This is a genomic window from Nostoc sp. (genome assembly GCF_036919495.1).
In the GTDB taxonomy this organism is placed as follows: domain Bacteria; phylum Cyanobacteriota; class Cyanobacteriia; order Cyanobacteriales; family Nostocaceae; genus Nostoc.
This window is the reverse complement of the sequence record NZ_JBALBZ010000153.1, coordinates 61,864-74,605: the sequence shown is the minus strand read 5'-3', so window position 1 is coordinate 74,605 and position 12,742 is coordinate 61,864. Positions and strand designations below refer to the sequence as shown.

The 12,742-nt window shown below is 42.6% G+C and carries 10 protein-coding genes; 6 read left to right on the top strand and 4 right to left on the bottom strand.

What is annotated here, in order from left to right; all coding sequences use genetic code 11:
* Positions 1-63 precede the first annotated feature (63 nt).
* Both V7K25_RS31690 and V7K25_RS22170 read left to right on the top strand, forming a co-directional pair.
* Positions 64-384 carry a WD40 repeat domain-containing protein gene (locus tag V7K25_RS31690; protein WP_442948107.1) on the top strand — a complete coding sequence of 107 codons (321 nt, stop codon included), beginning with the start codon at positions 64-66 and terminating at the stop codon, positions 382-384.
* Positions 385-1,026 carry a WD40 repeat domain-containing protein gene (locus V7K25_RS22170; protein ID WP_335160613.1) on the top strand — a complete coding sequence of 214 codons (642 nt, stop codon included), beginning with the start codon at positions 385-387 and terminating at the stop codon, positions 1,024-1,026.
* 137 nt (positions 1,027-1,163) lie between these two features.
* Here the strand turns inward: V7K25_RS22170 and V7K25_RS22165 are convergent, their stop codons facing one another.
* Positions 1,164-1,769 carry a Uma2 family endonuclease gene (locus V7K25_RS22165; RefSeq protein ID WP_335160608.1) on the bottom strand — a complete coding sequence of 202 codons (606 nt, stop codon included), beginning with the start codon at positions 1,767-1,769 and terminating at the stop codon, positions 1,164-1,166.
* 461 nt (positions 1,770-2,230) lie between these two features.
* On the opposite strand from V7K25_RS22165, the gene V7K25_RS22160 reads away from it, so the two are divergent.
* The 3 genes from V7K25_RS22160 (at position 2,231) to V7K25_RS22150 (ending at position 3,773) form a co-directional block, all read left to right on the top strand.
* Entirely contained in the window at positions 2,231-2,581 is a 351-nt protein-coding gene (locus V7K25_RS22160; RefSeq protein ID WP_335160607.1) for a histidine triad nucleotide-binding protein, read from the top strand.
* 165 nt (positions 2,582-2,746) lie between these two features.
* A complete protein-coding gene (gene recR, locus V7K25_RS22155; RefSeq protein WP_335160606.1) occupies positions 2,747-3,304 on the top strand; it encodes a recombination mediator RecR in 558 nt (185 codons plus the stop codon).
* Between the two features lie 274 nt (positions 3,305-3,578).
* A complete protein-coding gene (locus V7K25_RS22150) occupies positions 3,579-3,773 on the top strand; it encodes a hypothetical protein (RefSeq protein ID WP_335160605.1) in 195 nt (64 codons plus the stop codon).
* 108 nt (positions 3,774-3,881) lie between these two features.
* Here the strand turns inward: V7K25_RS22150 and V7K25_RS22145 are convergent, their stop codons facing one another.
* Both V7K25_RS22145 and V7K25_RS22140 read right to left on the bottom strand, forming a co-directional pair.
* Positions 3,882-7,733, bottom strand: coding sequence for a CHAT domain-containing protein (locus V7K25_RS22145; protein WP_335160604.1), 3,852 nt, complete (start codon positions 7,731-7,733; stop codon positions 3,882-3,884).
* A 188-nt stretch (positions 7,734-7,921) separates the two neighbouring features.
* Positions 7,922-8,617: a hypothetical protein gene (locus V7K25_RS22140; RefSeq protein ID WP_335160612.1), complete on the bottom strand. Its 696-nt coding sequence runs from the start codon at positions 8,615-8,617 to the stop codon at positions 7,922-7,924.
* Between the two features lie 376 nt (positions 8,618-8,993).
* Between V7K25_RS22140 and V7K25_RS22135 the strand changes: the two genes are divergently transcribed.
* Positions 8,994-11,072 carry a DNA polymerase III subunit gamma/tau gene (locus tag V7K25_RS22135; protein ID WP_335160611.1) on the top strand — a complete coding sequence of 693 codons (2,079 nt, stop codon included), beginning with the start codon at positions 8,994-8,996 and terminating at the stop codon, positions 11,070-11,072.
* A gap of 99 nt (positions 11,073-11,171) precedes the next feature.
* Here the strand turns inward: V7K25_RS22135 and V7K25_RS22130 are convergent, their stop codons facing one another.
* Positions 11,172-12,578: a glycosyltransferase gene (locus V7K25_RS22130; RefSeq protein WP_335160603.1), complete on the bottom strand. Its 1,407-nt coding sequence runs from the start codon at positions 12,576-12,578 to the stop codon at positions 11,172-11,174.
* Positions 12,579-12,742 lie beyond the last annotated feature (164 nt).

The following is a 12,742-nucleotide window of genomic DNA, read 5'->3' as shown; positions in this document are numbered from 1 at the left end:
AGGCAACTACAGTACGCGACGTATTAAATTTAACTCTAATTTCTCTGGTTAAATTTTCGTTACATAGTTATAAATTTTCCCGCCCACCTACTTAGTGAAATTTTAAAGATTAATTTTAGTCAGGATGGTAAGACAATTGCTACAGCTAGTGCAGATGGAACTGTCAAACTTTGGCATCATAATGGCGAATTGATAAGTAGCTTTAAATATTATGATGACAGGGTTTTTTATATTGATATTAAATTTATCCCAGATGGAAAAACTATTGCTACAGCTAGTCAAAATGAAGTAAAAATTTGGAATTTTAAAGGCAAGAAGAAAGAAAGCTTTTCAGAACATAACAGTTTTGTGCGGAGTATAAGTTTTAATCCAAAAGGCACATAAATTGCAGTAGGCTATCTTGATGGAATAGTAATACTTTGGAATATTGATGATGATGAAAGCAGGATTTTAGCAAAGCATACTGAACAGGTTAATATGGTCACTTTCAGCCCTCAAGGAACAATGATTGTTACAGCTAGTGCTGACAATACTGTGAAGCTGTGGGATCTTAACGGTGACTTGCTCGCCCATAGAGAGTATCAAAGTGCTGCTTACTATGTCAGTTTTAGCCCTGATGGCAGGCTAATTGCTATAGCTAGTATGACAGAAAATCACGCTCACCAAATTGAACTTTGGAATCATAATAATAAGTATCAGCAAATACTTAAAGGAAATTTTGACAGTCTTGTGATGAGTATCGTTTTTATTCCTGATAGTGATATTCTTGCTTCAATTAGCCATGAGCAAACCATAAGACTCTGGAATACGGTTGATGGAAGTTTGCTACAGACTATTGAAGTAAATAATAATTTTTCTATTACTGCTGCTTTTATATATTGTAGTTCACAGAATGATAACAGTGCGATCGCGGTAGCTAATTCTGAGAATAGAATTAGTTTATGGAGCTTAAGCATAGAAGAATTATTAAGTAATAGTACCAACCAGATTCGTGATTATACAAATCGCTTAACCCAATCTTCATGAACTGACAGTGCTTTACTAGAGGCGATCGCATTCTGCTGATAAAGTTTAAGCAGGCAACACACCATTAATAATCATAATCTCGTTAAGGCGATGTCTACGACGGGCTACGCCTACGCACCTCAACTGTCTACATGCATTTAACGAGGGAGAATATCATCTAAGCGAAGTTGCAAGCCACGTAAAAGCGGCGAATTAATTGCTTGATTTAGTCGGTATTGTTCTTGAATATAGGTGTCTTCAACTAATTGACAAATAGTGAATGTAGGTTGTTTAGGTTTACCAATAAATGCTACACCGCCCAATCCCCGATAATCTACAATCCAATATTCAGGAATGCCTAAAAGTGCATATTCTTCAACTTTCCTTGCATAGTCGGTTTCCCAGTTGGTGCTAACAACTTCCACCACCAATTTAATTGAGCGTCCCATTGTAATTACGGGTTCTCGCTCCCACAGAGGCTCACGGTCAATAACGGTTTCATCAAGAACTACAACATCAGGACGACGAGCTGTAGCTATATCTGCAAAAGGATAAATTAAACAAGTGCGAGGAATAAACCAGGGGAGTTGTTGTGCAACAAGGTAGATCCCAACTTGGGTTGCAAGTTTGCCACTTACCGTTTCGTGTGGCCCAGTGGGTTCCATGTCAATTAGTTCTCCGTCTGCTAATTCATAGCGGGGATTATCTCGATATTGGGAAAGAAAATTTTCAAAAGTGAGGCTTTTTGGGGAGATATATGTCATGAAAGTCAATCTCCTAAAGGCAAGTTATTTTGATTATAAGTTAACCGCTATCGCTCTTAGCGTCTCCCTTAAAGAGAAGACTGCGACCCCATCACCGCTTTGCTTCTATGTACTTCTAATGATAAGCTGTTCCACATTTAAATTTCATATACTGGGCGGGCAGGATGCCCACCCCACAAGAGTTATAGGACTAGTATTTGATTTTTGAAATATACGTAGGGTGTGTTAAGCCGTAGGCTAACGCACCAAAACCTTCGGATGGTGCGTTACGGAAGCCGTAACACACCCTACAAGACTACTGAGATTTTTTCAGAAATCAAATATGATTCCTATATATTTAATTCGATTACGCAAATTAGATGTTTTTTAGCTTAAGAACTCTTGCAAAATTTTTTTGTGTGAATGATCTAGTTGCTACAGTAAACTTTTAAAATCTCTAGCAGATGATTAGGTAGATTGGTATGAGTGAAACTACAGAAACGATTTTCAGCAAAATCATTCGTCGGGAAATTCCCGTTGATATTGTTTATGAGGATAATTTAGCCTTAGCATTCAAAGATATCCATCCCCAAGCGCCAGTTCACATCCTTGTCATTCCCAAAAAACCGATTCCCACACTAGCTGATGCTGAATCTCAGGATCATGCTTTGTTGGGGCATCTTTTGTTAACCGCCAAACGTGTTGCAAAAGAAGCTGGACTGGAAAACGGTTATCGAGTTGTGATCAACACTGGTGATGATGGTGGCCAGACAGTCCACCACTTACATCTGCATATTTTAGGAGGTCGGCAGTTGAACTGGCCGCCTGGTTGATAAAACCATAAAACCGGATGAATTGTGTCTCTAGACGCGATTCATCACTCAATCAAAAACGCTTCCTTCCAAAAGTCTGTAGGAATGTCATCATAGTTAAGGTAAAAACATTCTGGAGATAAGACAACGGTTTACGCACGCCCTTTAGCACGGTTAATTGAGCAATTGCAACGCCTACCGGGAGTTGGGCCCAAATCTGCCCAACGACTGGCTTTGCATATTTTGAAGCGACCAGAAGCAGAAGTAGAAGCTTTGGCACAAGCGCTGATTGAGGCAAAAAAACAGATAGGCTTGTGTTCTGTTTGCTTTCACCTATCTGCTGAACCTGTTTGTGAAATCTGCCGCAATGCCAATCGTGACAACAAAACTATTTGTGTCGTAGCAGATCCGCGCGATGTGATTGCGCTGGAAAAAACCCGTGAATACAAAGGTAAATATCACGTTTTGGGTGGGGTGATTTCGCCAATTGATGGAATTGGCCCAGAACAGTTGACTATACTGGCTTTGCAGCGCCGAGTGAGTCAGCAAAAACCTCAAGAAGTAATTCTGGCAATTAGTCCAAGTGTAGAAGGGGAAACAACAACCCTGTATATCGGTCAGCTATTGAAACCATTTACCAAGGTGACGCGGATTGCCTTTGGTTTGCCTGTAGGTGGTGATTTGGAGTACGCCGACGAAGTGACTCTAGCAAGGGCATTGGAAGGACGCAGGGAGTTAGATTAGGCTTAATTAAACTTTCTTATTTAAAGCCAGCTTTCGCTCCTGCTCATCGCCCCACTAATTCTGTTAAAATCACGTTTGCCAGCACCATGTTTGCTCATAGATTTGGGGAATATATCATAACCCAAAAATCAACAAGCTAGTCTTAAAGGGAGTGAGCTATTGCCAGCAACGCAGTCCAGAAGCCTCAATTAAAAGCATTTGTCTCTGGTGTCGCAAGAATCGGGAAAATGCTAGAGTTAAGAGCGATCGCTACTTTGAAAAATGTAAATAAGATATGGCTGACCAAAAAGATAAAGCCCAAGAAAAAAACCGCCTTGAACAGCTTCAAGATGAACAAGGCAACACGGATTCTAAACACTCAGGGGGTGCTGGCGCTTCTGGCGGCAACTCAGGTGCAGGTAAATCTGGCACATCAAAAATTTCTGCCACTGGTACACCTGATGATATCGAAAAAATTGATCAGGAGTAAAGCTGACTCCGACGACGAGTCAAGGTTTAACTGCGTCGGTCATTAGTAACTAAACTCAACAATGGTGGATTAAATACCTTATTATTTAGTCCACATAAGCACAAATGATTAATTCGGTTTACCTGTAATCGTGAATGCTGCCCAGTAATAAGGATGATTATAAAGATTTTTATCTGATGCCATTTTACTATTTCTATATAGTTGTGTTGCTAAATAAGTTTGAATTCGTACTTCTTCAGGATGCAGATTATTCAAGACATCTTCATACCATTTTGTCAGTTCTCCAGCAGTTAATTCTTTCAGCCATCGGGTTGCTTCAGCTAAGGCTGTAACTGCTGATTTATTGGGCTGTAATCGTCGGTAAAACTCTATCATTACCAAGGCACTAGCTGAAGATTCTACACTCCAGAGAGTACTTACTACATGAGGAACGCCTTGACTCACAAAACCAGTCACTAAACTTACATATTCGCTGCTGATAGTGTGGTTGCTAGTAGTTAAATTTTCACAAGCAGAGAGGGTAATCAGGTTGTAACTTGCTAGATTTTGTTGGCAGATTTCATCTAGAGTAAGTTTGTCTTCACCTGCTAATGCTAATTCTGATTTTTTGGGTTCAGCCAAATTATTAATGACATTACCTGTAAAATGAAAAATATTGTAATTATCAAATAAGGCATTTTCAACAATATTTTTTGTGGCTTCTGACCCCTGAATTCGTTGAATATTATTGAACATCTGGCTAACAACTTCCGACTCAAGTTTGGCAAATTTAAGCGTGGGATAACCTGTACTTTCAGGATGTTCAATACTGAGCAATAATTGATTTTGCCACTGCCAGATATCTTCAGTTCTTATTGATAAACCGATTTGGGCACTAGGTAGATAGGTAACGCTGAAATTTGATTCCACATTCGGCAATTCTTCCGGCGATGAGGAAGGAAGATGGAAAAGGGTATGAATGGGTAATCTGTACAAGTCACGGTGAGGAATTAAAACCAGTTGGCTGATGCCTTCGAGTTCCTGTGCAATTGTGGAAATATTCAGAATTTCATACAGTTGCAACAGCTTCTGTTCCATATCAACTCGCCAAGAATGCTGGCTTTTACTTTCTTTGTCTTGGGTCGTGCTGCGATATTCTTGGTATTGTTGATGCCAATCTTCTAGCCAAGTTTCAAATTCAATTAAGCGTTGTACTGCTTCGGGTAGGGGTAATTCATTGAGGCGAATAGCGTCTTCTCCTAAAGGTATTGCCCCAGTATCTTGCATGGGTGTAAATAGAAGAATCGGTGATGGCGCTTGGTCTTTGAGAATAAATGTGTGTAAGGCAACTGGACTAATATGCCAGTAAATAATTGCTGTTGTGGGATTGAATAGTTGTTGAATTGCGCCATAATAAGGCGAGTAAATACTGTCATTCCAGCCATAAAGCAGCCAGTTTAAACAAGCATTTTTGCCTTGTTCGGCAATTTCCCAGGCTTCAACTAAATCACCGGACTCTACGGCTAGATCAACTGCTAATTGATCAAAGCCTGCAAATTTCAAGGCTAACTGTTTTTTACTTTCGTCTGAGCGAGTTTCTTCACTCAGCAATTGTCGTAATAAATCTGTACCACGTTGTAGCAATTCTTGAACTTGTGTTGTTTGTCCCAAACCCATCAGCACTTTGCTTAGAGATTGCAAAACCTCTAGGTGCAACTGGGGAAAATATTCTAGTGTGAGGGTTAACAACGCCTGATGGTACTCAGATGCGGCTTTGCGCCAATAATCGCGGGGATTAGTATTTTTTTTGCCTTGGTCATAGTAAGTATTAGCGATCGCAAAATGCAATCTACCCCAACCTTCTGGATGGGTATCTGTTCGCAGATGCTTTAACCCTTCCTCGTAGCTAGCTAGTTTCCCTTCGTAGCCGCCCTGTTGTAAGGCGGGATTTGTCGCTGTTATACTACTCGAAATCAGCAATGCCTCAGAGTTCACTAAATGACCGATCGCAGTTCCCCGACCAATCCAAGCTTCCCAATAATCTTGTTTAATTTGCAAAGCGTTGTCATAACAGGCGATCGCTTCGGCAAATTGTTCTAAATAAAACAATGCTACTGCCTGATTATACCAAGCTAAGTGGAAGTCGGGTTTAATGGCGATTGTTTGTTGATAGGAGGCGATCGCTTCTTGTCTACGTCCTAAGTTGTCTAACGCTATGCCCCGGTTGTACCAAGCTAAGTAGAAGTCGGATTGAACTGACAGTGCTTTATCCCAGGAGGCGATCGCTTCTGACCATCTTCCTAAATTAAACAGCACTACACCCCGGTCTATCCAAACTTCGTGATACTCTGGGTTAATTTCTAGCGCTTTGTCGTAAGATATAATCGCTTCGGCAAATTGTTCGCCGACAGCTAGGGCTATACCTCGGTGATACCAGTTTTCTTGGTCTTCTGGTTCCAAATGTAGGGCTTGGTCATAACTAGAAATAGCTTCGGGTAGCCAACCTAATTTCAGCAGTGCCAAACCCTTACTAGACCAAGCTTCTTGGTAATCTGGCTTGATTTCTATGGCTTTGTCAAAAGAAGCGATCGCTTCTTCAAAATATCCTAATTCTCCGAGAGTTCCACCCCGGTTATACCAAGCTTTGTAGAAGTCGGGTTTTAGTTGTGTGGCGGTTTCGTAACATGCGATCGCTTCATCAAAACGTTCTAAATGGAACAGCGTCAAGCCTCGGTTAAACCAATATTCTGAGAATTCTGGTTGAAGTTCAATGGCTTGGTCATAAGATGCGAGCGCGCCTAACAAATCACCTGTTTTCGCTTGGCTTAGACCTTGATAAAACCACCCTTGAGCCTGGGTAACAGGATTATCGCTATGTCGCTCAATTATACCAGGGGAATTGCTGCTTTGAACTGCCAAATTAGAAGCAAGTTGCTGGACTAAATTGGTACTTTGATCCAATCTCACCCACAACTCATCTAATGTATTAGCAACATTTGGCTCTAAATTGGTCAAAGTGTTATCCCAGGTTTCCACTGAGGGAGAAGTTATTAATTCACTTCTTTCTCTAGTAGAGAGGAGATTTGCTCCTGTTGTACGTTGAACAACTTCTTCATCATCAAACCTCAGTTGGGCTAATGAGGTGATTGAATCTTCTGCTGCGGGGAGAGGGAAATTTTCGGGTATTGTGGTTTGGGCATCTTCCTTTTCATACTCCAATACCAGTTCCTCTAAATTTTTGGTGATTGTTTCCTCAAAAGAGGCATTTTCAGGCGCTGACGTTATTGGTTCAACATCTGGTTCATCATATTCCCATAATTGCTCACCTAAGCTGCGGATTAACTCTTGCCCAGGCGAAGTTGGGATAATTTCTTCATTGGTTGTGATTTCTACCACATCTGGCTCATCATACTCCCATAACTGCTCGCCTAAATTGCGGATCAGTTCAAGCCCTGGAGTAGTTTCTATTACATCTGGTTCATCATACTCCCATAACTGTTCGCCTAAATTGCGGATCAGTTCTTCCCCAGGAGTGATTTCTAAATCCTCTTCTGGATAATTTTCGTCATCCTCTATCTGTGTAGGTGAGTTTTGCATCAGGCGGATGCCAATGTCATAAGCAACATCTCCAATTCTGCCAACACCAAGTTCCCCTAATTGCACCATCCTTGCTGCTAAAAGCGGATTTGGTGTCGGTGAAGCTAGCAAGCTTTCGCCAAACATCACCAACCAGTCTATCCAGCGTTCAGCCGGAATGCGATTTTCTACCCGTTGCAGATACCTCAATGCCCACTGTCGTCCTCGTGCTTGATGCACGCCTTCTAACAATTGGATAAACAATTGTTCCAGATCCGCATTGGTTAGTTCTGGTAGCATCTCCACCAGATTGTGTCCTCTCGCACCCTTGAGAGAACTAGCCTGCTTACTTTCAATGAGGCGCTTTAAAAACCTTCTAAGCGACTGCGATATCCGCCTGAGCATCTGCCACACTATTGGATTTTGTTTTTCTAGATTGTAGCCATCGTTGTGTTAAAAAAATCATCAATTACGTAAAAATCCATTAGATCGGGACAGGGCTTCCGTCGCACGTTAGCAAAAAATATACAAAACTTCAAGAGTAGAGTATTACAACGTTACAATTCCCTGATTCGACTCTTGATGCCAAGTGGTTAATTTTCTGTTTGCTCTGTGGTCGATTGACCGGCAGGATATAATTGATTGATTAATGCCTGGACAAGCAGTTCTGGATCATCTGTCTCAACGGCAAGCTGTTGAGCAATCTGCTGGCGTAAGTTTTCATCTTGCTGCAACATCACAAACAACTCTTCTAGGGTGACAGTTTGGTATTCTCCCTCTGGGGCCTCTGGGGAGTTCTCTGGGGTATCTACTGACTCTGATATGGGGACGCTTGGCTCAGATGGTATCGTTGTGCTAAAAGCATCTGGCCCTTCATATTCCCAAATCGGTTCGCCTTGATTGCGTGTTAACAACTGCATCCCGATACTATAGGCAACATCTCCGATTTCTCCGATGTTCAACTCACCCAATTGCACTAAGCGTGCAGCTATTTCATTATTGGGTGTAGGTGATGCTAGCAATCTGTCGCCAAAGCGCCTTAACCACTCAACCCAGTCTTCAGTTGGGATGCGATGTTCAATATTATGCAGCCACTTTTGTGCCCAAGCTTCCCCTCGTGCTTGATGTACTCCTTGCAACAGTTCGTTGAAGAGAAATTCCAGATCCGTATCGCTTAAGGGTGGCGCTGGTTCTTTTGGCACATTTCCTCTAGATTTTGAAGCAGTCTGTTTTCCACCGAACAAGCTCTGAAAAAGCTTTTTGAGCCATTTTAATAGCCGCTTGAGCATCTGCTGCACCATTGAGTTTTGCTTATCCTAAGATTGTAGCGATCGCACTGGACTATGGCGCTAGTTCAGTCATTAAAATTCTTTGGGCATTTGTCATTGGTCATGGGTCAAGAGTTAGAAATTCTTCCCCTATCTTAAATAGAACAAATGTACTAAATGGTATGCTATAATTCCAATACTTTGATATTGAAATCATAGTAAAAGATAAGCTTTAGTTACTTGCTTTCCTGAGTGCCAAAATTCACGGCATTAGTTGAGCGCAGTAGCTCTGGCAATATGTACAAACCAAGCAGGTACAAGAGTCTAAAATAGTTGAATCCTAAACTTGACTCGGTGCTACTAATTAACTTTGAAAGGCATTGAAGTCTATATTTCCATGTCTTACGAACCCCTGCACCACAAATATCGCCCCAAAAGTTTTGCTGAACTGGTGGGTCAAGAGGCGATCGCTACCACCCTCACGAATGCGATCGGCACATCCAAAATTGCCCCTGCCTATTTATTCACTGGGCCTAGAGGTACGGGGAAAACTTCTAGTGCGCGGATTCTGGCTAAATCTCTTAATTGTCTCAAAAGTGACAAGCCTACTGCTGAACCCTGTGGCGTGTGTGAAGTTTGTCAAGGAATCACTAAAGGCTATGCCTTAGACATAATTGAAATCGACGCTGCGAGTAATACTGGTGTTGATAATATCCGCGAGTTGATTGAAAAAGCCCAGTTTGCTCCTGTGCAGTGTCGCTATAAGGTTTATGTTATTGATGAATGCCACATGCTCAGTACCCAGGCATTCAACGCGCTATTAAAGACATTAGAAGAACCACCAAGACACGTAGTTTTTGTGTTGGCGACAACAGACCCGCAACGGGTGTTACCAACAATTATTTCGCGCTGTCAAAGGTTTGATTTTAGACGCATTCAGTTAGAGGCGATGGTAAAGCATTTAAGTGCGATCGCTTCTAAAGAAAATATTCATATTTCACCCGACGCTGTAACCCTGGTAGGCCAACTTGCTCAGGGAGGGTTACGAGATGCCGAAAGTCTACTTGACCAATTGGGTTTATTAGCGGGTGAAGTGACACCGGATCGAGTTTGGGATTTGGTGGGAACAGTAAGCGAACAGGACTTGCTGGGGCTGTTAAATGCGATCGCTCAAGATAAACCCGAAGCAGTTCTAGACTGTACCCACTACATTCTAGATCGTGGTCGAGAACCGCTAACTCTTCTGCAAAATCTCGCCGCCTTCTACCGCGATTTACTCATTGCTAAAACCGCACCCAATCGCCACGATTTGGTTGCTTGTACTCAGCAAACCTGGACAGCGCTGGTTGAATTTGCTCAATACTTCGATATGAGCGTGATTTTGGCAGGACAAAAACACTTGCGAGAAGCTGAAGTACAAATTAAAAATACCACTCAGCCGCGTTTGTGGTTGGAAGTAACATTACTAGGATTGTTACCCAGTGCGACGATTATTCAGCCACAAGCCCCAAGTACGCAGCGAGTCAACACACCTGTTGTATCTCCAAGCTATTCTCCAGCAGTTACCCAAAATCATGCAGTCTCTTCTTTACCGATAGCTGAACCGCAAAAAAATCATAATTCTGTAAACAATCATCTAGCGGCTGCCCAAAATCAGCCCGTTACTTCATCTCCCCCAGTTGAACGGCAAACAAATCACAATTCTGTTGCTAACTCAGTTTCACCACCAACCCCAGAACCTGTATCAGTACCCGTGCCACCTGCGAACCTTGAACCAGTGACTTCAGAAGTTGTTGAGGAAGAAGAAGTTGTTGGGGAAGCAGAATATGACTTAACTCAGGTTTGGCAACAAGTGCGTGCTAATTTTCCCATGCCTTCCAGGCAAGCTTTACTGGGGCAAATGTGCCAGCTAATAGAGTTTAACGGTACTGTCGCGCGTATTGCTGTTAAAGGGGCTAAATGGTATGAAACACTTAAATCTGATCTCCCGATGATGAAAGCAGCTTTCCAGCAGACTTTTCAACGTGAAGTTCAGGTAAATCTGGAACAAGTCAGTTCTGCAACTCCTACCTCAGCCAAAAAAAATCCACCCCCGAAAGACTCTACTCGCTCTCAGCAACCACCAACTCCCAGTTATAACCAGCAAATTCCGTCTTCAGTGCCAGCACCACAGCCAACCACTCCACCATCAGCACCGACAGCAGCAAAAAATGGAAATGGCGTAAATGGAAATGGGGCAAATGGAAATGGCGGAAATCGAAATGGCCTAAATGGAAATGGGGTGCAAGCTTTGCCTCCAACTCCAAAGCGAACACCCACACCTGATTGGGAACCTGACGAAGTAGCGATCGCAGCTCAACGTCTAGCAGAATTTTTCAACGGACAAATTATCCGTTTTGCAGATGATTTCCCGGAATTCTCCGATTCTATGACTACACCTGAATGGGTAGAGGAAGCAGAAGTTGATGATGAATAGAAGGGATTGGGGATTAGGAATTGGGAATTAGGGATTAAAGATTGAAGAAAATTTATAACTATATTTCCTTCCCAGTCCCCAGTCCCCAGTCCCCATTCCCTATTCCCCATTCCCCGTATGCAAAGTTTTCACCCATTTTAGGCGCTTTGGTCTTACCGACATCCGGGCGGTAGTACTGCTCATAACGACTAACCAGTGCAACATATATAAACTGCCACGCAGGGTTTGCACCAGCATCAGAAAATATGTAGAAAGTGGGAATTTCGGATCTTGACGGATGCGCCTTAAACCTGTAAACATCCCTACCATCGACATAGAAATAGACAAGCCTGTGATGGGGCTTAATATTGGTGGACGATGACGAGCGATCGCCATTAATAAATCTGGGACTGCTGCTGTGGGTAAGATATACATAATCAGCATAAAAATCAGCAAATCCCAGCTTTTGCGCGTTCCCATCCGGTTTTTGAGAATTAAATCCCAATAATCCAAATAGCGTTGATAACCGCCTTCTGCCCAACGGTTGCGCTGATGCCAAAGTGCGATCGCACTTGTGACTCCTTCTTCTTGCACTGCTGGATGGAAAACACACTCAATATCCCAGTTATCCAAATGTAAGCGGATTGTCAAATCCAAATCATCGGTAATGGTTTCTTCATTCCAACCACCGCAGCTTTCCAAGGCTGAACGCCGGACAAATTGACCATTGCCGCGCAGTTCGCCAATGCCACCAAGGGCGGTTCGCTGTTGCTGAAACCAAGTATCAAGTGCCATTTCGGCCATTTGACCCTTAGTCCAAAAGTTTGTTTTAGCGTTGGCGATCGCTTTTCGTACCTGCACCGCCCCCACCTTTTCTCTTTGAAATAAAGGTATTACCTGTTGCAGTAAATCTGGTGTGACTTGGGCATCAGCATCAAATACTGCTATAATATCGCCCTTTGTCAGTGGCAGTACCTGATTCAACGCGCCCGACTTGCCACCAGTAGCTTCTGCTGAACGCCTTAGTACTTTCAGTTGCTCGTGTTTCTGTTGGAGTTCTGCTAATAATCGTGGCGTGCTATCACTGCTGTGATCGTCAATTATCCATACTTCGTATTGCCCACCTGGATATTCCAGATTACAAAGATTTTTAACTAATTTAGCAATTACCGCTTCCTCATTTTTTGCAGCCACTAATACAGATACAGAGGGTAAATCTCCCTGTATTTCTTTTGGATAACGACGGGATTTAGTAAACACTACCACCAAGGCATGAAATCCTAGAATGGTGGTCAGTCCTAGAATAAATATAGAAGCCCAAGAAACTAAATGTAGAGCGATCGTGCTACTCCAGACGATAGTCAAGACTAGAGCCGCTTTGCGTCTACGACCTTGAAACCGGGGTGTTAGAGACACAGGATCTGTCTCTAAACCTGACTCCTCATCTGCTGATAGGTCAGACAATAAGGAGTTGAGCGGATCAAGCTCTTGATAAGAATCTTCTTCGGGCCAGGAATTCGCTGGCATAGTTTAGGTTGCTTGATTCAAAAACCAGTATTTGTCTACAGTTAGTAATTTTACGGACAAATATCCCTAAGCTACTTTTCCCGATATTAATCGGAATGGGCAAACTGCAATACCCGCTATCCCTAAGCCAAAAGCTGCTGGGGCTACCTTTGTTGTTACTGTCA

Coding starts and splice junctions, on each gene's coding strand:
- V7K25_RS22145 (WP_335160604.1), bottom strand. CDS start 7,733: ATGCTCAGGCGGATATCGCAGTCGCTTAGAAGGTTTTTAAAGCGCCTC.
- V7K25_RS22160 (WP_335160607.1), top strand. CDS start 2,231: ATGAGTGAAACTACAGAAACGATTTTCAGCAAAATCATTCGTCGGGAA.
- V7K25_RS22130 (WP_335160603.1), bottom strand. CDS start 12,578: ATGCCAGCGAATTCCTGGCCCGAAGAAGATTCTTATCAAGAGCTTGAT.
- V7K25_RS22150 (WP_335160605.1), top strand. CDS start 3,579: ATGGCTGACCAAAAAGATAAAGCCCAAGAAAAAAACCGCCTTGAACAG.
- V7K25_RS22140 (WP_335160612.1), bottom strand. CDS start 8,617: ATGCTCAAGCGGCTATTAAAATGGCTCAAAAAGCTTTTTCAGAGCTTG.
- V7K25_RS22165 (WP_335160608.1), bottom strand. CDS start 1,769: ATGACATATATCTCCCCAAAAAGCCTCACTTTTGAAAATTTTCTTTCC.
- V7K25_RS22135 (WP_335160611.1), top strand. CDS start 8,994: ATGTCTTACGAACCCCTGCACCACAAATATCGCCCCAAAAGTTTTGCT.